Source organism: Clostridium sp. DFI.1.208 (assembly GCF_024463855.1).
GTDB lineage: Bacteria > Bacillota_I > Bacilli_A > Erysipelotrichales > Erysipelotrichaceae > Clostridium_AQ.
The window spans coordinates 34,874-58,817 of the sequence record NZ_JANGCA010000003.1 but is presented as its reverse complement, the minus strand read 5'-3'; the positions used below and the strand labels follow the sequence as shown (position 1 = coordinate 58,817).

The 23,944-nt window shown below is 39.4% G+C and carries 26 protein-coding genes; 25 read left to right on the top strand and 1 reads right to left on the bottom strand.

What is annotated here, in order from left to right:
• The first annotated feature begins 35 nt into the window (after nucleotides 1–35).
• From NE665_RS02530 to NE665_RS02470, 13 genes are all read left to right on the top strand, one after another.
• Entirely contained in the window at nucleotides 36–2,582 is a 2,547-nt protein-coding gene (locus tag NE665_RS02530) for a YfhO family protein (RefSeq protein WP_117442158.1), read from the top strand.
• A gap of 116 nt (nucleotides 2,583–2,698) precedes the next feature.
• The gene (locus NE665_RS02525) at nucleotides 2,699–3,400 is read left to right on the top strand and encodes a response regulator transcription factor (RefSeq protein ID WP_117442159.1); all 702 of its coding nucleotides are present in this window, start codon (nucleotides 2,699–2,701) and stop codon (nucleotides 3,398–3,400) included.
• Nucleotides 3,393–5,270 (top strand): HAMP domain-containing sensor histidine kinase, encoded by a 1,878-nt coding sequence (locus tag NE665_RS02520; RefSeq protein WP_117442160.1) that lies wholly within the window; start codon nucleotides 3,393–3,395, stop codon nucleotides 5,268–5,270. Before NE665_RS02525 ends, NE665_RS02520 begins: the two co-directional genes overlap by 8 nt.
• Nucleotides 5,271–5,534: 264 nt before the next feature.
• Nucleotides 5,535–5,936 (top strand): GtrA family protein, encoded by a 402-nt coding sequence (locus tag NE665_RS02515; RefSeq protein WP_002606029.1) that lies wholly within the window; start codon nucleotides 5,535–5,537, stop codon nucleotides 5,934–5,936.
• Nucleotides 5,937–5,954: 18 nt separating this feature from the next.
• Nucleotides 5,955–6,902 (top strand): glycosyltransferase family 2 protein, encoded by a 948-nt coding sequence (locus NE665_RS02510; RefSeq protein WP_117442161.1) that lies wholly within the window; start codon nucleotides 5,955–5,957, stop codon nucleotides 6,900–6,902.
• A 115-nt stretch (nucleotides 6,903–7,017) separates the two neighbouring features.
• Nucleotides 7,018–7,467: a DUF2712 domain-containing protein gene (locus NE665_RS02505; protein ID WP_117442162.1), complete on the top strand. Its 450-nt coding sequence runs from the start codon at nucleotides 7,018–7,020 to the stop codon at nucleotides 7,465–7,467.
• A gap of 59 nt (nucleotides 7,468–7,526) precedes the next feature.
• On the top strand, nucleotides 7,527–8,297 hold the full coding sequence (locus tag NE665_RS02500) for a hypothetical protein (protein ID WP_117442163.1): 771 nt from the start codon (nucleotides 7,527–7,529) through the stop codon (nucleotides 8,295–8,297).
• On the top strand, nucleotides 8,287–8,979 hold the full coding sequence (locus NE665_RS02495; RefSeq protein ID WP_117442164.1) for a hypothetical protein: 693 nt from the start codon (nucleotides 8,287–8,289) through the stop codon (nucleotides 8,977–8,979). Before NE665_RS02500 ends, NE665_RS02495 begins: the two co-directional genes overlap by 11 nt.
• Nucleotides 8,969–9,661, top strand: coding sequence for a hypothetical protein (locus NE665_RS02490; RefSeq protein ID WP_117442165.1), 693 nt, complete (start codon nucleotides 8,969–8,971; stop codon nucleotides 9,659–9,661). The genes NE665_RS02495 and NE665_RS02490 overlap by 11 nt, the downstream gene beginning before the upstream one ends.
• A 5-nt stretch (nucleotides 9,662–9,666) precedes the next feature.
• Complete coding sequence (locus NE665_RS02485; protein ID WP_117442166.1) at nucleotides 9,667–10,302, top strand: ATP-binding cassette domain-containing protein; 636 nt, start codon at nucleotides 9,667–9,669, stop codon at nucleotides 10,300–10,302.
• Nucleotides 10,286–10,921, top strand: coding sequence for a hypothetical protein (locus NE665_RS02480; RefSeq protein ID WP_147324003.1), 636 nt, complete (start codon nucleotides 10,286–10,288; stop codon nucleotides 10,919–10,921). Before NE665_RS02485 ends, NE665_RS02480 begins: the two co-directional genes overlap by 17 nt.
• 35 nt (nucleotides 10,922–10,956) lie before the next feature.
• Nucleotides 10,957–11,586, top strand: coding sequence for a hypothetical protein (locus NE665_RS02475; protein ID WP_147324004.1), 630 nt, complete (start codon nucleotides 10,957–10,959; stop codon nucleotides 11,584–11,586).
• 37 nt (nucleotides 11,587–11,623) lie between these two features.
• Nucleotides 11,624–12,265, top strand: coding sequence for a hypothetical protein (locus tag NE665_RS02470; RefSeq protein ID WP_117442169.1), 642 nt, complete (start codon nucleotides 11,624–11,626; stop codon nucleotides 12,263–12,265).
• Nucleotides 12,266–12,722: 457 nt separating this feature from the next.
• On the opposite strand, the gene NE665_RS02465 is transcribed toward NE665_RS02470, so the two are convergent.
• Nucleotides 12,723–13,136, bottom strand: coding sequence for a helix-turn-helix transcriptional regulator (locus NE665_RS02465; protein WP_178760179.1), 414 nt, complete (start codon nucleotides 13,134–13,136; stop codon nucleotides 12,723–12,725).
• Between the two features lie 147 nt (nucleotides 13,137–13,283).
• Here NE665_RS02465 and NE665_RS02460 point away from each other — a divergent pair, with 147 nt between their 5' ends.
• The 12 genes from NE665_RS02460 (at nucleotide 13,284) to NE665_RS02405 (ending at nucleotide 23,708) form a co-directional block, all read left to right on the top strand.
• A complete protein-coding gene (locus tag NE665_RS02460; RefSeq protein WP_117442172.1) occupies nucleotides 13,284–13,685 on the top strand; it encodes a hypothetical protein in 402 nt (133 codons plus the stop codon).
• A gap of 120 nt (nucleotides 13,686–13,805) precedes the next feature.
• The gene (locus NE665_RS02455) at nucleotides 13,806–14,186 is read left to right on the top strand and encodes a hypothetical protein (protein ID WP_117442173.1); all 381 of its coding nucleotides are present in this window, start codon (nucleotides 13,806–13,808) and stop codon (nucleotides 14,184–14,186) included.
• Between the two features lie 5 nt (nucleotides 14,187–14,191).
• On the top strand, nucleotides 14,192–14,647 hold the full coding sequence (locus tag NE665_RS02450) for a hypothetical protein (protein ID WP_009274026.1): 456 nt from the start codon (nucleotides 14,192–14,194) through the stop codon (nucleotides 14,645–14,647).
• A gap of 3 nt (nucleotides 14,648–14,650) precedes the next feature.
• Nucleotides 14,651–14,983: a hypothetical protein gene (locus tag NE665_RS02445; protein ID WP_117442174.1), complete on the top strand. Its 333-nt coding sequence runs from the start codon at nucleotides 14,651–14,653 to the stop codon at nucleotides 14,981–14,983.
• Nucleotides 14,984–15,003: 20 nt separating this feature from the next.
• Nucleotides 15,004–15,324 (top strand): Gp15 family bacteriophage protein, encoded by a 321-nt coding sequence (locus NE665_RS02440; RefSeq protein WP_117442175.1) that lies wholly within the window; start codon nucleotides 15,004–15,006, stop codon nucleotides 15,322–15,324.
• Between the two features lie 44 nt (nucleotides 15,325–15,368).
• On the top strand, nucleotides 15,369–17,138 hold the full coding sequence (locus tag NE665_RS02435) for a hypothetical protein (RefSeq protein WP_178760178.1): 1,770 nt from the start codon (nucleotides 15,369–15,371) through the stop codon (nucleotides 17,136–17,138).
• A 10-nt stretch (nucleotides 17,139–17,148) separates the two neighbouring features.
• Nucleotides 17,149–17,529, top strand: a complete 381-nt coding sequence (locus NE665_RS02430; protein ID WP_009274021.1) for a hypothetical protein — start codon at nucleotides 17,149–17,151, stop codon at nucleotides 17,527–17,529.
• The gene (locus NE665_RS02425) at nucleotides 17,507–19,993 is read left to right on the top strand and encodes a hypothetical protein (RefSeq protein ID WP_117442177.1); all 2,487 of its coding nucleotides are present in this window, start codon (nucleotides 17,507–17,509) and stop codon (nucleotides 19,991–19,993) included. The genes NE665_RS02430 and NE665_RS02425 overlap by 23 nt, the downstream gene beginning before the upstream one ends.
• Before the next feature lie 12 nt (nucleotides 19,994–20,005).
• The gene (locus NE665_RS02420; protein WP_117442178.1) at nucleotides 20,006–21,973 is read left to right on the top strand and encodes a DUF859 family phage minor structural protein; all 1,968 of its coding nucleotides are present in this window, start codon (nucleotides 20,006–20,008) and stop codon (nucleotides 21,971–21,973) included.
• Nucleotides 21,974–21,982: 9 nt separating this feature from the next.
• Nucleotides 21,983–22,414, top strand: coding sequence for a hypothetical protein (locus NE665_RS02415; protein WP_117442179.1), 432 nt, complete (start codon nucleotides 21,983–21,985; stop codon nucleotides 22,412–22,414).
• A gap of 26 nt (nucleotides 22,415–22,440) precedes the next feature.
• Nucleotides 22,441–22,854, top strand: a complete 414-nt coding sequence (locus tag NE665_RS02410; RefSeq protein WP_117442180.1) for a hypothetical protein — start codon at nucleotides 22,441–22,443, stop codon at nucleotides 22,852–22,854.
• Nucleotides 22,855–22,886: 32 nt separating this feature from the next.
• Nucleotides 22,887–23,708 (top strand): CHAP domain-containing protein, encoded by an 822-nt coding sequence (locus tag NE665_RS02405; protein WP_117442181.1) that lies wholly within the window; start codon nucleotides 22,887–22,889, stop codon nucleotides 23,706–23,708.
• Nucleotides 23,709–23,944: the final 236 nt, after the last annotated feature.

Sequence of the window (23,944 nt, the reverse complement as noted above, 5' to 3'; positions counted from 1 at the left end):
AATAATAGTAAAGAATTAGAGAAAGTTGGAATGCAATGAAAAAAAATGATATACGTAATATGGCAGTATTGGGAATACTCATTGTTCTGATAACAGGTGTTCTCTTTATGCAACTGCAAAGTAAACAGCTTGTATATGGTTCCATAACGGACTGGCTGAGTCAGCATGTGGCATTTGCAGACTATTTCCGTGAGAATTTTTATCAAACAGGACAGCTGTATCCGGATTTTTCATTACAGCTTGGAGCCGGTCAGAATATGGCAGAGTTTATTTATTATGGGCTGCTGCGACCGGAGATATTGCTGTCTTATGCGTTCCCGATGATCAAGATGTCTACCTATATTATGATCAGCAGCATTGCTCTCACAATCACAAGCACGGAATTGTTTTATTACTGGATACGGAAACAAAACATTTCTCAACAGGCTGCATTTTTTGCTTCGGTTATTTTTTTATGTGCAGGTCCCATGCTGTTTCATACGCATAAGCATGTGATGTTTATCAACTATATGCCATGGCTTATACTGACGTTTATCGGAATCCAACGTTATCTTCAAAAAAAGAAAAGCGCTCTTATGATTATCGGTATTGTACTGATGATTCTGGAAAGCTATTTCTACAGCGTTAGTTCTCTCTTTATGTGTGGTATCTATGCAATATATGAAATCCTGCGAATGCAGAAAAAAATTGATTATCTGGAGTCTTTTAAAACCATAGGAAAGCTGCTGGGACAAGTGCTTATCGGTGTAGGCATCAGCTGTTTCATTCTCCTTCCAACGGTAATCATGATGTTCAGTCATACCAGAGAAGCAATCCAATCCCCTACACTTATGGAGTTGTTGAAGCCGGACATGGATATCAGCGCACTCACCTATACCGGATTCAGATCCAATGCGTATTCTGCGGGTATGTGTGTGATTGCCTGGGCAGCTATGGTATATTTTATTTTCAGAAATTCCAAAGAAAAACGAGCTCTCGGTATCATGACTCTACTGATTACTGTCCTACCATTGTTTTGTTACCTCCTAAATGGTTTGCAGTATGTACGGGAAAAGTCTTTGATTCCTATGATTCCACTTATTGGCTATATGTTAGCAGAAATGCTGTCAGAAATGGAAAATAAACCATCTCGCAGGCTGCTTTGGATCTTACCGTTTTTATTTCTTCCTTATTTCTTTATTGAATTGGAAAAGCTGAAGCTTCTGTACTTAATAGACGCATTCTTTTGTTCAGGGATTTTTATATTATATACGGGTACAAGAAAAAAATATATTTTCGGCATATATCTGCTGTTTCCTTTGCTTTTAACAATACCAACAAATAAAGTTGAGAATTTCGTAAAGCAATCACAACTTGCAAAATTTGAGAATGCGGATAAAAAAACACAGGTTAAAGCTGTGCTGGATCAGGATTCTTCTCTTTATCGCTTTGATGACCTTCATTATGCTTTACGTACATGTAATCAGGTTCTGGATAGCAGAATGTATAAAACATCTCTGTATTCTTCAAACCGAAATCAGGACTATTCCTATTTTACGGATAAGGTGATGGGAATGCCGGGACCAAGCACGAATAATGCAACCATCACCGCAGAAAAAAATTCTTTCTTTCAGTCAATGATGTCTGTTAAGTATCTTTATGGAAAGGGTACTGTTCCATTGCATTACAACATCCTGTCCGGTGATAAAAACGGCTATGTAGCTGTTAATGAGAATGTATTGCCGATGGGATACGCAACATCAGAATTGTTATCCAAACAGCAATTTCAAGAACTGAAATATCCTTATTCTATGGAAGCCGTATATAACAATGCGGTTATTGAAAGAGCTGAAGTGAAAGAGTGGAAGAGCAGTCTACAGGAAGTGCAACTTTCATATAAGCTTTTGCACATGGATGATTCTGTTACTGTGAAGAAAGTTGAAAATGGCTATCAACTGACAGTAAGTAAAAAAAGCACGATAAACTTACGATTGGATCAAAGCATTGACGAGCAGTTGCTTATTTTGGATCTTCCGATTACTGAAATTCAAAAACCGTCGAGAACAGTTGTTGGTATCGAAATTAACGGCATTGTGAACAAGCGAGGTTCAAACAGTGATTTATATGGAAACAATAGAAATAATTTTCGTTATGTTCTGGATAGAAACAAGCCATGGAGAGATATCACTTTAAAATTGGAGAAAGGGGCTTACACAATTCAAAATCCCAAGGCATACCTTATGGATGACAATGTCTTAACAGAGCGAAATAAGAGCATAGATGCATTAAAAGGTGAGCGTATGTCAGGTAATAATGTATTAAAGGGAGAAATAGACGTTAGAGATGACGGTTATTTTGTAACCTCTATTCCATTTGATAAGGGATTTACTGTGCGTTTGGATAACAAAGAAATAGCATATGAAAAAGTAAATACAGCATTCGTTGGATTTCCGATAAAGAAAGGACATCATAGTGTAGAAATAACATATCAAATGCCAGGGAAAAGCGCTGGAATTATGATCAGCATACTCTCTTTGCTGATAGCTATAGCACTTTATCTGAAACGGAAAGTATCCATGCAGCGTTTGAAACATAAGAAATAGAAGAAGAAACAGGTCAGTGACAAAACACAGATCTGTTTTTCATATATAAAGAAATCTTAAAAAATCCTCGTCCTATTCGAAAAGTTCTGTATACTTATAGGTAAGAGGTGATACATATGGAACAGTCCCGTATTCTTGTTGTAGATGATGATAAGGAAATCCGTGAAATTATCCGTGTTCTGCTTACGCAGGAAGGGTATGATGTTTCAGAAGCGAGAAACGGTAGAGAAGCATTGGAGTATATGAACGAACATATTGATTTATACATTTTGGATATCATGATGCCCTACATGGATGGATATGAGCTGTGTGAAAAGATTCGTAAACAAAGTAATGCACCAATTTTGTTTCTAACAGCGAAAGGTACACAGAAAGATAAAGCGCAGGGCTTCTTTAAGGGGGCGGATGATTATCTTGCCAAACCGTTTTCCTATTCAGAATTATTGGTGCGTGTAAAAGCGATGCTGCGCCGCTTTATGGTCTATCAGGGAAAGCAGGCGGAAATAGAGAAGCGTTATCGTATCCTTCAAATCAGGGATATTCGCATTGAAGAACGCGATGAGGCAGTATATGTAAAAGGAGAGAAGATCGCAATGACAGATCTGGAATATCAGCTTTTACATTTCATGGCTACACACAGGAACCAGACATTTTCTGCAGAGGAATTATTCGTATCTGTATGGAACGAGCCTTATTTCACATCTGCAAATAATACCCTCATGGTGCATATCCGAAACGTCAGAAAGAAGATAGAAGAGGATGCCAAAAATCCGAAATATATTAAGACGATATGGGGAAAGGGGTATCGCTTTGAATAAGAGAAAAAATGGCTGGTTTTTAAAAACATATGTCCTATTGACCGTTGCGGCTATCACCTTTTTCACTGTGTATGCATTTCGTTATGATGTATTGGACTTTTTATATAAAAAAGGCTATGTAGAATTTGAAACCAAGGAAAGCATGGAAAAGAAGCTAAAGCCTGTTATAGAAGAGAAATATATTTATCCTGAAAATATAAATGATGTCACAAATAAGCTAAACGAATTGTTTCCGGACTATGATTATCATATATGGTCAACTATTTATGGCGAAAAAAAGAAAGTTCATGTATATGAGACAGGATATGATTATATCGAGGAAACACAGCATTACAGGGAAACAATAGATATAACGTTTGCTAGAGGGATTTTAAGTGTACAAATTCATCCAAAGATAACGAGCTATTTAAATGCTTATCGATTATTTTGTCTAGTTAATGCAATTATAATCTCTTTCATTATGATAATACTATACAGGTATGAACAAAAAAATAGTAAACTAAAAACGGTTTTATATCACTTATGGAACCAACCTAAGCTACAACGGTTGCATAAATTATCAACAGAACTTCTCCTCGTTAGTATAGGAACAATTCTATTTGTTTCCTTTATGCTTGTATTCTTATATATAGGTCGTGATGTTCCTATTGCATTTATGAGAGAACTACAATTATATGAACATGCACTGGATGAGCAAGCAGCTGTCATCCAGGAGAAATTACGTAATATAGATATAAGTAAGGGAAATAACACAGAAATTGAAAAAATATTAAAAAATAATCTCCCTGATACAACGTTTTCGTTCATTGAAGTTATTCCTAATAAAAAAGATAAAATATATGAATATTCATATATGAATGAGATGTATGAGAATAATGATTTATACATTTTAAACCATACGTATGCATTAATTGCTGATATTAACTATACTTATATAATGGAGAATGATCAGGGCTTTGTTCAATTAAGTATAAACTATTATCCCTATTTGAATTATACTTTTCCCTATTTGATAGTATCTGTCATTCTTTCGTTTTCTTACCTCCTAATATTTCTTCAACTGTTTATGAGAAACAAAATCAAAGCTATTCAACTAATACAAAAGGATACTTCTATTTTGGCAGGCGGAGATTGGAGCCATACCTTCCAGTATTATGGAAGTGATGAAATAGGTCAGCTGAGTGACGAATTGCGTAGTATGCAGAAGAGCTTTTATAACAACATGCAAAATGAAAAAATCGCGATGAAAGCAAATCAGGAATTGATTACAACACTATCTCATGATTTGCGTACACCTTTAACCTCTTTACTTGGCTATCTGGAACTGATACGTTATCGGGAAGGCAGTGTGGAAATGAAAAGAGAATATCTTGATCGCTCTCTGTTAAAGGTAGAACAGATTCGCAGTCTTTCCGATAAAATGTTTGAGTATTTTCTGGTGTTTGAAAAAGAAGAATCTCTGAATCTGGAAGTACAGCCGCTTTCCAATTTATTGAATTATATTAGAGAAAATATTGAATTTATGCAGCAGGATGATATGAATATCACCTATACACTGGAGGATGAACACTATCAGATTGCATGTAATATTGAAATGCTGCAAAGAGCAATGGACAATTTATTCTCCAATATGCATAAATATGCAGATCACAGTGCTACAGCCATTGTGCGTGGAATTTGCGAAGGCAATCAATACCAGTTATACATGAGTAATCAGATTCGCATAGATGATGAAAAAGTAGAAAGTAACAGAATTGGATTGAAAAGTGTAGAAAAAATAATAATGATGCATAATGGAACAGTGAATATTGATGTAAAAGAGAATACCTTTACCGTTGTATTAGAGCTGCCATTGGTTATTGCAGAATGAATCGCAGAATCATGGGAACAATGAAACTAATGCATAAGATATGCAGTTTTTAAGAAACCTTAAGATAAAGCTGATAGCAAACAAAAATCATGAATGTTAAAATAAAGAAGAAGTTTGGCTTTTTTTTGCTATAAATGTTCAGTTATATAATCAGTTCTGATTACTTTACTACTAAATGCTGATGAAAGACTGGAAAATAGAAGGGAAATGGCGTATTCTTATAAATAGCGTATATAAGCTAAGCAGGTATGAAAGAGGTATTTTATGGATGAGAAGAAGAAAAATATAATAGAACTGCTAAACTACGTTGTTGTTGGTGGTTTAACAACTCTTGTGAATTTTGTTGTGTATTTCTTTTGTACACATATACAGCTTCATTATTTGATAGCAAATGTTATAGCATGGATATTTGCAGTGCTGTTCGCCTATATAGCGAATAGAAAATATGTGTTCAAGAGTGAAGGAAATGATCAGAAAGCTGAATTTATACAATTTGTGTCTCTGCGTGCTGTAACACTTGTTGTGGAAAGTCTTCTGCTGTTTGTCTGTATTCAGTTAGCAGCAATGAATGAAAATATAGCGAAGATTTTTGTCAGCATTGTTACGGTTATAGGCAATTACGTATTTTGTAAATTTATGATTTTCAAACCAAAAACGCAGGAATAGTGAAACGAGGGATGTATTATGAAATTGTCGCTGGTAGTGCCTTGTTATAACGAGGCTGATAATGTAGAATTATTTTATGAAAAGGTCGAAAATACTTTTCGGGATGAAGCCTTTAATTATGAGTATATATTCATCAATGACGGTAGTCGTGATCAAACTTATGTTAAGCTAAAAGAGCTTGTAAAGACACATCCGGACGCTCATATTAACATCATAAACTTTTCACGTAACTTTGGAAAGGAAAGTGCAATGTATGCAGGGATGAAAGAGTCTGTTGGTGATTATACCGTTATTATAGATGCTGATCTTCAGCAGGATCCGGCCTATGTTCTTCGCATGATGCAGATCCTTGATGAGGATGACAATCTGGACAGTGTTGCAGCCTTCCAGGAGAAACGTAGGGAAGGAAAAATTTTACGAGGCTTCAAATCAGCATTTTATCATATGATAAATCGTGTTTCACAAGTGGAATTTGTTGATGGAGCTAGTGATTTTCGTTTACTGAGCCGTCCTATGGTTGATGCCATTTTGTCATTGCCTGAAAATAATCGTTTTTCAAAAGGTATTTTTTCCTGGGTCGGATTTCATACATATTATATGGCTTATGATGTTCAGGATCGTGTAAATGGACAGTCCAGCTGGTCCTTCTGGAAGCTGTTTAAATATGCAATCGAAGGCTTTGTATCATTTACGACGATGCCGCTGCGTATAGCGACGGTATTCGGTATCACTTTTTCAGGACTGGCATTTCTATATTTAATAGTGGTATTGATACAGAAATTGATTATGGGAATCACAATACCAGGCTATGCGACAACTATTTGTCTGATTTTGCTGATTGGTGGTATTCAACTGTTTTGTCTTGGAATCATGGGTGAGTATCTTGCCAGAACGTATATGGAGACAAAGCGAAGACCAATCTATGTACAGAGAAACAAAATTGATTATAAAGAACGAACAAAGTAGTATAGGCAGATATGCTTGTGCTACTTTTTTTGCTGTGTATATTTACTAATCGAGCAAATATAAAGAAATCTTAAGAAATAAGTGCTGCAACAAACCTTTATGATATTCTACAAGTATGAACAGGTGGTTTAAGAAAGGGAAAGAAAATGAAAAAGAAAAAGTGATTACAGCGGCTTTGAGCGCTATCGTCTTGGGGACAGTTCTTATGTCCTCCTCTGTATTTGCCAATGTAGATCGATGGGGTTATAAATTTGATATTCCTGCATATAAAAGCAACGGGAGAATAGATAAACCACGTTATAGAAGTACAACTAAACCAGATACACCTTGGGATGTTTGTTTAGAAGGCAGTGGGGAAGGAAATAAGACATATACTAATTTCTGGCTTGAAGTATATAATGGAGATAATGTTTCGACATGGCGATCAGTACAGCAAGGTGCTGGTGTTTACAGAACTGCAGCTTATAGTGATGCTAACCAGAAAAATGTTTATTTAACTGCTGAAAATAACAACAACAATGCTTCAATTTACACTGTTCAGGGATATTGGGATGAAGAAGAATAAGTAATTAAAAGATATGTTTTAATCGAATCACCTGTTCTATATGAAAGTGAGGAACTGATATGAAATACTATTTATATCGTTTAAAATATAATCGCAATTATAAAATCGTATTTATCCTTCTGTTTATTTTTATGACCTATGATGCAGTTTTATTACATAAGCAGATGCCAACTTTTGATCCGAATATGGGTACATTTCTTGCAGGTGCAGGGATGGGACATTATATGGAGAAATTGATTTTATGGCTGTTACCTGCTTATCTGATACTGGGGGCAGCTAGCTGGTTTTTAACGGATGAAAAAAACAGATATTCTACAATCTTAATGACGAGGTTTGAAAAGAAAAAGTATTTACAGAACTATTTACTGCATGTTTTCATTTCTGTATTTCTGTTATTCTTTCTGAATTTTGTTTTGAATTATATTGTTGTACATATTGTAAATTATGGTGGTACTTATAACGCATATATTGGTAGTGAGGACTTCGCAAAAGAAATGATGCGCTTGAGTACAGACCTTCGGATACAGATACAGAATCCAATTATATGTAACTTTATATATATGATAACGACCGCAACTTTATTTGGGATTTTTGCAGTATTCATGAGCTGCTTAAGCCTCTATTTCAATAAAATTGCTTATGTGTTCTTACTAAGCTTTGCGATATGGTTAATCTTTTGTATCGGAGGATATTCAATCTTACTGGCTTGTCAACCATTTAACGAATATCCTTTGATATTTCAGGCAAAGCTGTATGGAATAACTGTGCTTGGTCTGCTGTCAGTGAGTGTCATGTTGTATGTGTATAGGATGAAAAAAGATGAGATGTAAGAGAAAACATCTATTATTTGCAATCATACTAGTGATTGTATTTGGGCTTATTATGTATCATACGTTTATGCATATATCAGTTTGTAAGAATAATGAAGAGGTATTCAGACAGCAGGTTGGAAGTATACTTTCCTTTTATGAGTATCAGCTATATACAATGTTTTTGCTCCCTATGTATCTGGTATTCTTTATTTCTATGAGTGAACAGGTTTTACAACGTATTGTTCGTTCGAGAAATAAAAAAATAGTGGCATTGAAAGAAATAGGAGTTAACATCTTTTGTGCATTACTATTTGTTTCTATTATATATGCAATAGGAACGCTGTATCCCTTGCTTTATGGGGTTATGAGTGGAAGGTTCTTTATAGCTTACAGTATACAGACAATTTTCATGTTTCTGCTATTTGTGGTGATGGGAAACTTTGTACTCATTCTTAAAGTATTTACTTCTAATCAGATATTTCAGATTGGATTGCCATTTGTACTGGTTATGGTCAACCATATGTATCGTAAGCAGATATACAACGTGTTCAGAGAAATCAATATTGCTGTGAGTAATTATGCAGAAGATATAGCAATAAATTTAGGAATGGTGAGTGCTGTAGTGTTCACGTTATTGCTGGCAAGCGTTATCATAAAGCTTTATGTATGTTCAGAAGAGGAATATTGGCATGCGAACTAAAATAACAAGACCGCTCATTTATCTGGTGGTAATTATTATATTAGTATATCTGTATCAGGTAATTATATTTGATGATATAAGAGATACGTCCTTCTTTTATTATCTATATGGTTTAAACGAAGGTGTCTTTATTGACTTATTACTACGATGGTATTCCTGTATTTGTTTATTATTTGCATATATGTTTCATCACTACAAAAATTATGTATCTGTACAAAAGGCGAATTATATGATTCGTTATAAAAACAAAATAAGATATAATCTGATGATATTGTCACGAGGAATGCTGAAGTCTGCTGTATGCTGGATTACGATTGTTCTGCTTATGGGAGTGTTTAAGTTCTCGTTAACTGAAATCCATGTAGGTGAATATGATTTGCTTTTACTCTTACTCAGTACGCTTATCATTATGACATTAACTACACTTATGATATTGCTGGATGCCATTCTGGATTCAGTATATGCCTTTATCATTGTAAATGGTTTTCTACTTATCTGTATAGAAATATCGGGGATGCAGGAGCTTCCTGTCATGCAATATCTCGGATTTCCAGGGTTTTTGATGGGGATACGTTATGATCAGAACCAAATACTCATGGGTTTACTTGCAGTTTGTGTAATAGAAGTGATTCTGATTGCGATTTATATTCGCATAACAAAAAAGAAAGATATGATGAGGTGAGAAAGATGATTGAAATCAGCAGTGTAACAAAAACTTTAAAGAAACAAAAAGTCCTTGATAATGTTACGGTCACATTTGAAAAGGGAAAGATATACGGTCTTCGTGGGAAAAATGGAGCAGGAAAGACGATGCTACTTCGTGCAATCTCCGGATTGATTAACATTGATGAAGGACAGATTATAATAGATGGGAAGCGACTGCATAAGGATATGGATTTTCCGGATAGTCTGGGAATACTGATCGAAAACAGTAACTTACTGGAAGAGCTCACAGCTATGAAAAATCTAACACTGCTTTCAAAAATTAAGAAAAAAGTAGGGCCGATTGAAATTCGAAATGCAATCGATCGTGTAGGACTAAATCCGGATGATAAAAAAACAGTTCGCAAGTTTTCTTTAGGTATGAAGCAGAGGCTTGCAATCGCACAGGCTGTTTTTGAAGCTCCAGATATAGTATTACTTGATGAACCTACGAATGCAATTGATGAAGATGGAGTGGAAATTGTAAAAAAAATACTGCTGGAAGAAAAAGCGAGGGGAGCAGTCATTGTTATCGCAAGTCATGATTTAGAAGAATTGCAGGAAATTGCAGATGAAATCTATATGATGAAAAATGGTAGATTGTATGATGAAAAAAAATAAGCAATGGCTTGTATTTACTGTTTTGTTCATAGGACTGATTTTAATTGTGGGCTTTCGCTATTTCAAGACAACAGGAGACATATATGTAAAAAGGAATGGGAAGGACAATCCTGCAGTGAAGATTATCATGACAGGGGGAAATGACTATATTGCAGGACAAGGTGAATTTCATACAGGATTCTTCGATATAGAAGCAGTTAAGCCTGTTCATACAAATTCGTTTAAGCTTGGAGCTAATCAGAAAATACTGAATAAGGCATATCGCAACGGTAATGAAATTCATGTAGAAGAAGGGGATACCATTATGTTGACTCCATCTCAATTTAAACCTTTGCAGTTCAGGAATAAGATTGCTGTATTGGAGAATACAATTGGACAGTTTCATTGTGGGACAGAAATTGAAGCTGGAACCTATGAATTTACGATTGAGGTTGAAAACGATAATATGGAGTTCTTTTTTCAGGTTGAGAGTGAAGAAAAAAGGGAAATTAAAGATTCAGCCCAAATCAATCATAAGCAGCGTGCAAAGCTTATCATAGAAGAAGGTGATTATCTGTCGATCAGTGGTATTGATTATGATACAGGCGATTTCAAAGTGAAAATCAGGAAATTAGTATAGTGAAATTATGCATTATACAGAAGGGAGGAAATAGAGTGAAAAATAAAAGGGGACTCCTGTTTATTATTATATTTATAGGATTGACCGCAATACTAGCATCCCGTTATTTCAAAATAACAGAGGATATATACGAAAAAAGAAATAAAGAAGACAATCCTGCAGAGAAGATTATCATGACAGGGGGAAAAGAGTATGTTGCAGGACATGGTGATTTTCATACAGGGTTTTATGATATTCAGGTGGATAAGCCGACAGATACAAATGCCTTTAAACTTGGAAAGAATCAGTCTGAATTAAATAAATCAATTAGAAATGAGAATAGAATCTATGTGGAAGAAGGAGATACTGTCACTCTTACACCATCACGATTTGAACCTTTGATTTTTAAAAATAATATTGCAGTATTAGAAAACACAATAGGCGAATTTCAGTGTGGTACAGAAATTGAACCAGGCACTTATGAATTTACAATCGAGGTTGCAAATAAAAATATGGAGTTTTTCTTTCAGGTTACGAATGAGAAGACCAATAATAACAGTTCGGAGCAGATCAATTATCAGCAGAGCGCGAGGCTTACAATTGAAAAAGATGATTATTTATCAATAAGTGGACTAGATATCGACACCGGAAATTTCAAAATAATTATAAGGAAATTAACTGAATAGTCTAAAATTTATAACAGCTTAAAAAGGAGGACGTACCATGGAAAAGAAACACAAGCTAGTAGCTGTTGTGCTTGGCATAGCAGCAGTATGCACGATTGGAATTATCGCTATACAGTATAGCAACAAGGAAGAACATGTATCCTTGCAAGGGAGTGCATTATCCAGCCCGACAGACAGAGTTGTAATTGCAGGGGACAAAGAATATGTTGTCGGTGAGGCTGGCTTTGAACCTGGATATTATGATGTTTCTACAAAGGAGCCGGTTAAGACGAACGCATTTAAACTTGGGGTTAATCAAACAATTTTGAATACCAGATATTACAATCGCAACAAGATATCATTATCACAGGGTAGTTCTGTGATAATGACGCGCTCTAAATTCGAACCATTGATATTTCATGATGATATCGCTGTATTGAACAATACGACGGGAGCATTTCGGTGTGGAGAAGAATTTGAAGCGGGCACATACGAAGTTAGTGTCGAAGGCAAGCATAAAAACGCTGAGATATTTTTCCAGGTTGAGGTAAATAGTGTAAGATGGGAAGCTAGGGATAAGGCACAGGTAAAAAATAAAAAGAGTGCGATTCTCAAAATTCAGAAAAACGAGTATTTGAATATCGTAAATTTTTATCCTGAATATGGCGATTTTAAGATATATATCAAAAAAGTTGAATAAGTATTCTGATGTAATAGGTGTATATCTTTCACATCATTCCCTAATTAAATATGTAAAACCATGTATTCCTTACGCTTTCTTTGCAAAGAATCTTAGAATAAGAAAGAAGCTCAATGCTGCGTTGAGCTTCTTTATATGGTATGTTGCTGAGGAAACATCTCTTTTCGTTTTAGCTGATGCAGTATTGTGTGTACCTCATGTTCACATGATTGAGCATCTTCCCTATCGCAAATAAAATGATTTTCAAAAACATGAATCATTTCATGAATCACAGTTTCCTGCAGCTGTTCACAGGAGCAGCGGTTATTCAAAATGATGTAGTAATAAAATCCGTCATAATAACAGAAGCCTCTGATTTTTGATCCGAGGTTCTTTTCAATTCTTAAAATAATGTTATGTTCAGCACAGAAGTCTTCAAAATTAAAGCAGCTCCCCACGAAAATCCCTCCTTCATACCTTAATCCAATCCACGCTCCTTGCGTATTCCATTGATGATTGTTAACACCATTTCCAAATCATTGGGTGCAAGATCTCTGGTTTTATCAAACAGCAAAGCAAGCGTCTGATTATCATAAATCTCTTTATACAATTCCAGTAGCTCCTGGTCCTTTTGAAAATACAGCAGGTTCTGTGCGTGATTGCCATACATGCTGTTGTCCTTGCTGTCACTCCCCCAATCCATCAATTCTGCTGGTGTCGTATCAAGCGCATAAGCAATCTGTTCCAGCCGATCGACTGGAATTTTTTCTGTTTCACCAACTGCATATCGCTGCAGTGCCGACTTCGGTATCCCGGTACGACGAGACAATTCCCCATAGGACATGCTTTTTTCACTCAGTCGGGACAGGATTTTATCAGAGCATCTGGACATTGTATCACCTCTTTCTTTTATTATAACGCATTGTCCCAATTTTGCAACCATTTATGAAAAGCTATGTCCCAAAAATGGATTGACAGAATGCTGTCACGCGAGTAATATGAAAATATATCCCAGAAATGGGACGGCAAGGAGGATACTATGGGAAAAGCTGAAATGGAATTAAAAGAACGGTATGTAGTAAACAAATTTACGGAATACCCTTACCACCAATGGATGCTGGAAGAGATTCAAAAGGAGCTTACGGAGATCAATAGGGAGCTGTCTGAAAAGCAATATACGGATGTGACACCCTGGAAGAAAGAGCTGATCTATCGTGAAACAGAGCTGATTAAAGAATTGAACATACATATACAGCAGATGAATCAGGTCGAGCAATGGCTGGAGCAGCTGGGGGAGAATCAGCAGAATATTATGAGAATCTATGCGATGGAGTACGGCTGTAAGAATGGCTGCTATTGTGCCAGAGCAACAAACAATACGGAATCCAATGTGTATAAAACAGCAAAGCGCGTGATTCATAAAATCGCCTTGAAATTATGATTGTCCGTTCACGGACAGAGCGCTGCCGGTATGATATAGGTGTGGAAAGGAACACCGGTGATTTCATCCACTGAGGTTCTGCAGCATGCGGCAGGACTTCACAGAAGGGAGGGATAGCGATTGCTGCTAGGTGATATCAAACAGCATCTGCAGACGATTACGGAATGTCCGGACTGGAGCATTGGCTGTATCCACAGTGATCAGCCCAAAAGCATTGCGGTTCTTGGCAAACAGGGAGTACTGCAGGCTGCCCAGAGCTATGAACAGAGCTATGCCAGCAAAACGATTGAGCTTGTCATTCGATGGAATGAGGAAGCAGAGGCAGAACAGACTGCACAGCAGCTTTATGATTTCTTTCTTGCACAGCCGGATACGATCGGCACATGGAATATCGTGCAGTGTGCGCTTCCATATGACACCCCTGTCAATATGCAGCCGCTGCCTGACAATGGTATGGAATACCATATTGAAGTAATGATTACATACAGAAAAGGAGAATAACAACTATGGCAAACGTAACAACAGGAGTTTATCCGGTATATCAGATGGAATTTAAAATCGGAACAAAGGGACTGGCATCCGCAGAAGCAGATATGGTGCCAGTAAAGGATTTGGAATCCTTCTCCATCGCAATGGAGGGAGGAACAGAGAATTGGACATCCATGGATAGCAGCGGATGGGCACATTCCCTGATGACTGCAAAGAAAATGACAGTGAGTGTTAAGGGAAAACGTTCTATCGGTGATGCCGGCAACGATTATGTGGCAGCCTCTCTTTATAAGGATGCCGCTGAGTGCAAAACCAAGGCCTCTATTGCATTCCCTGATGGAGCAGCTTTAAGCTTTGACTGCGTACTGGATGTTAAAACCTTTGGCGGTGACAGCACGAACGTGACTCCACTGGAATTTGACATGATAGCAGATGGAAAACCGCTGTATACCCCGGCACCGGTACAGGAGTAATCCATGGCCAGAAAATATGATCTGGTAGAACGCCTGAAAGCGAAGAATGAACGCCCATTTCTGGTGCTGGATGAACAGCATGTGTACAGCATCAATACCAGTAAGACCAACGCACTTGCAATTATGGCCTTGATGGATAAAAGAAAAGCAGAGAATGCGACAGATCTTACTATGATTGACGATGTTATCCGTATGAGTCTGGGGGAGGATGCACTGCTGTATCTGAATACACAGGAAATCAGTATTGCGGCTCTTCAGGAAATCATGAAGACAATTATGGCTGCCATGGCGGACATGTCGCTTGAGGAAAGCGAACAACAGGCTAAAAAAAAGTAAATGACAGAGTCTGGTATGACCTGTTTGAAGACTGGGAGCTGATAGAAGCCTCCTTCGCAATGCAATATCCGGGAAAGGACCTGTATGATGATTCGATGGACTGGAAAGAGTTTATCACACTGCTTGCAGGACTGCGGAAAGAAACACCACTGGGGCAGATGATTGCCATACGCAGTGAGGAAGACCCGCAGATTTTGAAGCAATTTAGTGCTGAACAGAATCAGTTACGCACACAATGGCGGACATATTGCATGAAACAGCATCCGGAGAATGTATGCGAGGGAGACCAATTAGAAATGCTTTCAGAATTACAGGCCGTACTGGAAGCTGCATTTCAGTAACAGCACTCCTTCTACGAGTGCTGTTTTTAGAAAGGAGGTTCATGATGGGCAAAAAGGAAAAAAATGCCGCTGCGGTACAGGTAGATATTGATATCAGTGCCGTGATGAAAACATTGGAAGAAGGGCTGGCCAAGCTGACCTCTTCCATACAGATCAAGACAGCAGACATGCTGAATACCGTGTTCACGAATATGAAAAGCTCTATTTCAAAGAACATATCCAGTGTGCAGCAAAGCATCTCTGGATCTTTAAAGGATATGAACAGCGGTATACAAAGCTCGTTTGGAAAGGTGGGAGATACCCTACAGACAGTACAAGCAAAGGTAACTACTCAGATATCAGAAAGCATTTCCTCTTTGAAGGAAACGGCAGAGGGTGTAGTAAACAAAACCAAGGAGGCTATACAGTCTATCGGAAACAGCAAAAAGGGATTGACTTCCGGATCATCCGTTGAGGAAGGCGATGGAGAAGCGGGAGGAGAAGATGGCGCAGGCGGTATAAAGGAGCTGCTGCAAATACCGGACATCGTCTCATCAATAAACGATCAGTTTAACTCGCTGTCCTCTCTGGTGCTGGAAATGGCACCGCAGCTGGGACCGGTTTTACAGCCGTTTGTAGACACCATATCGGCAGGCTTACAGGGAGCAACTGATTTTCTTGAAAATATGAAGGGCTGGTATGATACCTTCATCCAGATTCAGGAGCTGGTACCGGGGCTGATGGAAAATATGGATAAGCTGTTTACCATTCTTTTGAATAATCCGTTTGGTATGTTTTTGCTTGCGGCAGCTGCCGTCGTGGCAGTGTTCGCCCTGCTATATCAGACAAATGAAGAATTTAGAAACAGCATCAATCAGCTGACAGGAGACTTCATTGATTCCCTGTCTCCCGGAATTGAATTGATTAAGGCAGCCTTTGACAATTTATGGAACAATGCACTGCTGCCGTTAAAGGATGCATTTCTTGAATTTTGCGATATGGTGATCAAGCCGCTTTCTGATGTTCTCTGTGATGTATTCGCAATTGCTGTCAAGACAGTGTACGATATTCTAACATCCCTGTGGAACAATGTGCTGGTACCACTTGCCACATTCCTGCTGGATACCTTCACCAAGGTGATCCAAAGCGCTATTGAAGTCTGGAATTCATGGAAGCCGTATATACAGATGATCATGGATATATTTATGAATCTTTGGAACAGTGTATTAAAGCCATTGGTCAGCTATCTGGCTGATGTATTTGCCAGCCGACTGAATAGTATCTTTACCAGCGTAAAATCCATTATCGGAAACATCCGTGGAATCTTATCAGGTTTGATTGATTTTGTGACCGGTGTTTTCACAGGAAACTGGAGAAAGGCATGGCAGGGCGTATGCGATATTTTCAAAAATGTATTTGGTGGATTGATGAACATATTGAAAACACCGTTGAATGCCGCAATTGATTTGATCAATAAGGGAATCGACGGAATCAATTCGATAGGATTCGATATTCCGGATATTTTAGGAGGCGGTCATGTCGGACTGAGTGTACCACATATTCCACGTCTTGCGACAGGTGGTATACTGCGGCAGCCGACACTTGCCCTGGTTGGAGAAGGCGGTGCGGAGGCAGTTATGCCATTGGAGCGCAATACCGGATGGATTACACAGCTTGCACAGCGGTTGCATACGGAGGCAAATGGCAATGGACAAAATGATGCCCTGCTAAAGGAAATCCTGTATGCAATTCGTTCGTTGAACCTGAACATTGATGGTAAAAAAGCGGTTGGCCTCTTCGCCGCTTCCAAAAAAGAACTGGCTATGTTGAAATGAGGTGATGGATATGAATATTGAATATATCGTTAAACTGGATGGGCGCATCCTTCCTCATGTGACCGCATGTACATCAGGAATAAATGATCTTGTCAGTGATAAATCCGGAAGAATAACTGCATCCGGGAAGATGGTTCGTTATATGATTGATCGGATTCCGTCTTTGAAGCTGGAGTTCGCAGTTATGCCGCAGGAGGAGATGCAGCCGCTGCTGGAATCCCTTGCAAAGCCGTCCTTCGAGGTAGAGTGGTTTGTCCCCGAGCTTGGTGTTTATAAGAAACAGCAATTCTATTGCGGCGAGCATGTGCCGAAGATTAAGAGTACCAGTCCGCTTCTTTATGATGCGATGAGTATTGAGCTGATCCCGTATGAGGGCAGCAAAGGATGGTGAGGATATGATTCAGGTTAGTGAGGCATTTCTGCAAGCCACCAGCGATGATGTGATACATCCGACATCTTATATCGTGCTTGGTGATGAATGTATTGTTCCTGTCTCTTATCAGCTGCAGGATGCTGTTTATGATGAGGATTCCCAGAGCTTTCTGGGGACCTTCATCTCCCGTTATGGTGAAATGGTTCTATTTGCAGAGCATGAGCTGTCATTACAGGATGAGAAATTCCAGCTGTATACCGGGTTTCAGCTGGCAGATGGCAGGGTGGAATACGCAGCACAGGGAACATTCTATATTTACGAGGTTCAGGAGGAGCTGCACGACATTCAGAAAACAATACGGTTTGCGGATGCAAGGATCCTCTTTAATAAACCACTGCAGCGGGAGATACCATATCCACTAAGTGTAAAGCAGCTGCTGGAGAAAATATGTGATCAGGTACAGATACCTTGTATGGACATCACTGGACTGCCGAATGCAGACTTCATCATTGATAAAGAGGTGTATTGGGGAGAGGAAGCAACCTGTGCCGATGTGGTTAAGGCGATTGCGCAGGCTACAGCCGGATTTGCACTCATCGATACGAATGGAACACTCTGTATAAAGTGGTTCTCGGATTCTGTATCTTCATGGAATGCAGATACCTATTTTACACTGGAAAGTCATGATGTATTTGGTCCAGTCAATTCTATTGTACTGGGGAGGCAGCCGCAGAATGATAATATTTTTCTTCGGGATGAGGAAAGTGTGGAAACGCATGGTTTATGTGAATTTCAAATCAATGACAATCCGATTCTTGATCTCGACCGCAAGACGACGATTCAGCCGATTTTCGAGCGTCTTAACGGCTTTACCTATGCACCAATCCATATGGAAGGGAAAGGGAATCCGGCTTTGGAAAGAGGTGACCGCCTGCAGGTTACGCTGCTTGACGGTACATGTCTGGAATCGTATGTCTTTCAGCATGAGCTGGTATTTGACGGTGCCTTGATATCTACGGTGGAAACACCGGCTCTTACGAAGACGCAAATCGATTATAGCGCAGCAGATTCTATCGAAAAGCGAATTCTGCAGACGGAGCTGAAGGTGGATAAGGTCAAGGGCGAAATCACTTCACAGATACAGGATACGGTGACGAAGGTGGAAAAAATCGAAGCCAGCCGACGGTATGAGGTAAAGGTGCACTCCACCAAGGGGACCGCCTTTCGCAACGGAGATATTGATACCGTGCTTTCCGTACAAATTCTTTCATGGGATGAAGATATCACAGCTGTGGTATCGGATGCGGCAGTCAGATGGAGCCGGATTTCCTCCGATACGCTGGGTGATGAATCCTGGTCACGTACAGGAAAAAGCATACAGCTAACAGCTTCTGATTTTACAGACTCTGCAATTTTTACTTGTGAATGGAACGGAATCCGTGTGCCGATTTCTCTTGTGAATGTTTATGACGGGCAAAACGGAGCACCGGGTAAGGATGGAAATGATGGAAGAACCACCTATTTTCATGTGAAGTATGCACCAGTTGAGCATCCAAGCGATGAGCAGCTGACAGAAACACCGTCTGCCTATATCGGTACCTATGTGGACTATCTGCCTGCCGATAGTACGATGGCAGGTGCATATACATGGGCCAGATTTCAAGGGACGGATGGTATTCCAGGAACCAATGGTGCAGATGGAAAAACCTCTTATCTACATATCCGCTATTCCGATGACGGAGGACGGACCTTTACGGCAGAGGATGGAAAAACACCGGGTGTCTACATAGGACAATATACGGACTTTACACAGGCTGACAGTTTGGATGTGACACTCTACAGCTGGGCAAAGGTCAAGGGAGACAATGATATCATTTCCTCTCCCACGTCACCAGAGCGGACCGACTGTATGTGGCTGGATACCTCTGCGATGCGGAGTGTGTTAAAAAAATATAATTCTGATACATCGCAATGGGAGGTTGTAAATGACTTTTCAGCGGAAATTTCTGCAGCGGAGGAAACGATTTTAAATATATCCAATACATCTCTTAGCGAGACCAAGAAAGAAATTAGAACGATGGTGGAAACTGGATATCTTACAAAAACTGAAGCAGGTGAATTGGAACAAAGCATTACGAAATCTATTATTGAACAGCAAAGTGATACTGTAACAATACGTTTTAATGAATCAAAGGAACTGGTAGAAAAATTAGAGGGAGTAGTACAGACAAACAAGGAAGAAATAGAAAAATTCATTCGCTTTATCAAGGGACGTATTGAAATCGGTGAAAGTGATTCTGCCTTTTCACTTGAAATTACGAATGAAAAGATAGCATTCCTTGACAGAGGATCTGAAATTGCATATATATCCAATTCACAGCTGGTTATAACCGACGCAAATATTCAAAACAGTTTATCCGTTGGCAAATTTCATTTCGTACCTCGCAGTAATGGAAACATGTCAATCAAATATATACCATAGGAGGTGTAAAAAATGTCATCATTAGTTTTAACTCTGACAGAGAGTAATGTAAGTGTCACGAATAACACGTCTGATGTTAGTGTTGCGGTTACTGTGAAATTCACAGATGGATGGTGGGCGGCCGCAGATGCGGGTAGCAGTATGACTGTTACCTGTAACGGTACCAGTAAGACCTTAAAATTTGGTGCCTATAATATCGGGGTCAATGGCTCAAAAAATCTGGGCTCCGTGAAATTTACAGGTATCAAGCATAACGCAGACGGAAGCAAGAGCGTCAGTGCCAGTGCGTCCTGGACCGTTCCGTTCTCCGGAGGCTACAAGGTCAGCGGGTCTGCCTCGAAGACACTTACCAAGATTCCAAGAGCTTCATCCATAAGCTCGATCAGCGGGAGTACGCTGGGCTCAGCGATTACCGTCAACATAACACGCCTTAGTAGTGATTTCACACATAAAGTAACTTATAAGCTAGGTTCGATTACACGCACCTACACAGGGCAGACAACATCCTGTACCTTTACACCACCGCTTAGTGATGCTGCTCAGATACCGAAAGCAACATCCGCCTCAGCAAGCATAAGTGTACAGACATACTCAGGAAGCACAGCAGTGGGCTCTGCTGTAACAAAATCCTTTTCATTAAATGTGCCTGCATCAGTTGTGCCAAGCATCAACATCCCAAGTATTAGCAGGGTAGATCATGAGGTTCCATCATCATGGGGAATTTATGTAAAAGGAATATCCGGAGCAAATATAAGTATTAGCGGTGCAGGGATCCATGGAAGTACCATATCAACCTATGAAATCAGTGGCAGCTATTCAGCAAAGAGCAGCAGCTTGTCGATTGAAAAATTGAATCAGCCGGGAACCAATACATTTACAGGTACAGTAACAGACAGCCGCGGTAGAAAGGCAAGTGCAACGACATCTATTACTGTTTTAGATTACACACCTCCTACCGTTTCACTGAAAGTAGAACGCTGTAACGCCGATGGTACCTCCAATACGGAAGGCGCCTATGTGAAAGCTATCGCAGTTTATTCAATTTCATCATTGAATGGTAAAAATAGCATTAAGAGTAAAAAAATACAAATTCAATCCTATACAAACACAGCGTTTACAAGCGGAAGTGCTGTTATTATGGGAGGTGCATTGTCACCGGATCTCTCTTATATAGCAACTATTACGATTGAAGATGCTTTAGGTAAAATAGCAGAAACACAGACTACAGTACCTACTGGGGCAGTTACTTTGGACTTCAAAAGCGGAGGGAAAGGGATTGCTTTTGGTAAGGTAGCAGAGTCTGAAAGTATAGTGGACAGTGCCTGGTCCATTCGTACAGCAGGTTCCTTATTCACAGCTGGAAAAACATCAGTCAGTGATAAAAAATCAGGTATTGTTTTATCGTCAGGTACTATGAGTCTTTGTGCTAATTCTCCCTATATTGATTTTTATTATCAGAATGCAACGTCAAAAACTTCTACCATAAAGGAAGCATCCAGCGGGCATTTATCTGTGAATGGTGCTGAGCTTTACTCTAATTCTATAAAATGTTCAAACTGGTTTCGCAGCAGCGGAACAACTGGCTGGTATAGCGAAACATATGGCGGTGGAATTTATATGAAAGATACAACATGGGTCAGAGTTTATAACGGAAAAGGCTTTTATTGCGAAGGAGCACTACAGGCTGCTGGTAAAATGACGGCGAATGGCGGGCTGTCGGTGGCAGGAACTATCAATGGATCTGCATTTAAATGCGGTTATGTATCAATTACTCCAGTAGCGAATACACCAACTAAAATACATATCAGTACGTCATTCAGTGGAACACCAAGAATTTGTGTTACTGCCAATTCTACCGTGATTGGTACAACTGTAAAGGGAGCATCTATAGCGAATCAGAACAGTACGGGATTTGACATTTATATCAATCGTTCAAATACAACGGCAACGAGTGTAAACTGGATTGCCGTAGTGGGATAAGGAGGCTTTATGGAAAAAACAATACAATCCTATATGCAGAGCATCGACGGAAGAAAAGGTTATATGTGTGTGGATAAAGATAAAAACTGCATTGCGTTTTCATATGATCCGATTGCGATGGAAGGGTATGAAACGGTCTGTGTAAATTGTCAGAATGAAATTGATGCAGACAGAGCTTATGGATATTTGATTGATAAAGGGAACCAGCTCATTTGGTCGGATGAGAAATGGGAACAATATATGCAGGATGTCATAGAGCCGAATTCAATACGCGAACGCAGAGAAGAGGAGTGCTTTGCAATTATCAATCGTGGAGATACATGGTATCGTCTGCATGTGAATACAGTGCAGCGAGAGGAAGAGCTTAGGCGCTGGTATCAGGCGTGGCTGGAAGCGCCACTTACGCGTTGTATACCAGAGAAGCCGGCATGGATCGAATGAACTGCAGCTTGATAGGAGGAAATGGGATGAACGATTTTTCTATAATGCTAGTTAAAGATTTACAGCTGGTGATACTGTGCTTTGCTGTTCTTATGCTGGCCATGGGAGCCAACATTGTATTAAGTCTTTATTACCATATCGAAATAACCAAAGAAGCTTTTGATAAACGAAAAATATGCTATACAGCAAAAAAAGCATTGATGTTAATGCTTGGCACGATTTTAATGGTTATTGCTATTGACAGTGCAGGGACTTTGTTAGCTCCCTATTTACCGGATGTATTCGGGAAAATGCAGGATACCGTAACGATGGCGATGATTATTTCTACGATTGGTGTTGCGGTATGCCGGTATATAAAGGATGCATATAGGTCATTCTTAGATATCCTAAAAGCAACGATACCGATGGAGGACAATGAAGTTGATGCAAAAGATAAGTAAGGCATATAGCTTATTATAAAAAGGAGAATCATATGACATTCAAGAAGAGAACCAGCCTGTCCAATCTGGCAGACAGCAGCTGGATGCAATGGGCAATACAAAGAACCGGCGTCCCAATGCCAAACTGCGTTACCTATGCGACTGCCAGAATCAGTGAAATTCTGAATCGAAAGGAATACCTCGATGATCCCCGTGTCAGTGGTGCGCAGGAGCTGTGGAATAACTATTCCAAAGGCTTTCGGCATGCGGACTATGCAGAGCCGGGAGCACTGATGATATGGAAATCGGGACAATACGGTCATGTGGCCGTATGTGAAGACCTGCTGGATATCCACACCATTGCCTGGAGCCAGTCCAACTACGGCGGGGCAATGTTTGAATATGTGAAAGGAAATCCGAACGGCTATAAGGGAATGCAGTTTCTTGGATACCTGCTTCATGAGAAGCTTACACCGCCATTACAGGAAAAGCCGGAAGCATCACAGACACAGATCCAGCCAGGGCAAAAGGTCAATGTGAAGGCAGCCGCAAAATATTATTCCAGCGGAGAGCGCATTCCTGAGTGGGTGAAGAAGCAGACCTATACGGTGCAGCAGATAAACGGAAACCGGGTATTGCTGAAAGAAATCCTTTCCTGGGTTTCATCCTCGGACCTACAGCCCTCCAACACCTCCGCTTTACGTGTACAGGTGGGAAGCAAGGTCCGCATCAAAAAGAACACAAAGAGGTATGCGAGCGGAGAACAGATTCCCGCCTGGGTTAAAAATCAAAAGTATACCATTCAGCAAATCAAGGACAGCCGTGTACTGCTGAAGGAAATACAGAGCTGGGTCTTTCTAAAGGACATTGAGTAGCCTTTTCCGTATGGGAATAAGGAATTGTATACATTTTTACAAATGATAAATCAATCGAAACACAACGTTTAAATAAAGAATAAATGGAAAGAATATCAGAGAAATGCTCGGATATTCTTTTCTTTTAAAATTTTCATAAATCGTGGAAGCGGTATCCTTTCCTCCTGTTTGTCACAAAAGAGAAGAAAGACCATAAAATAGCAGGAGAAGGGAGGCTTTGCGCACTTTACGTACAG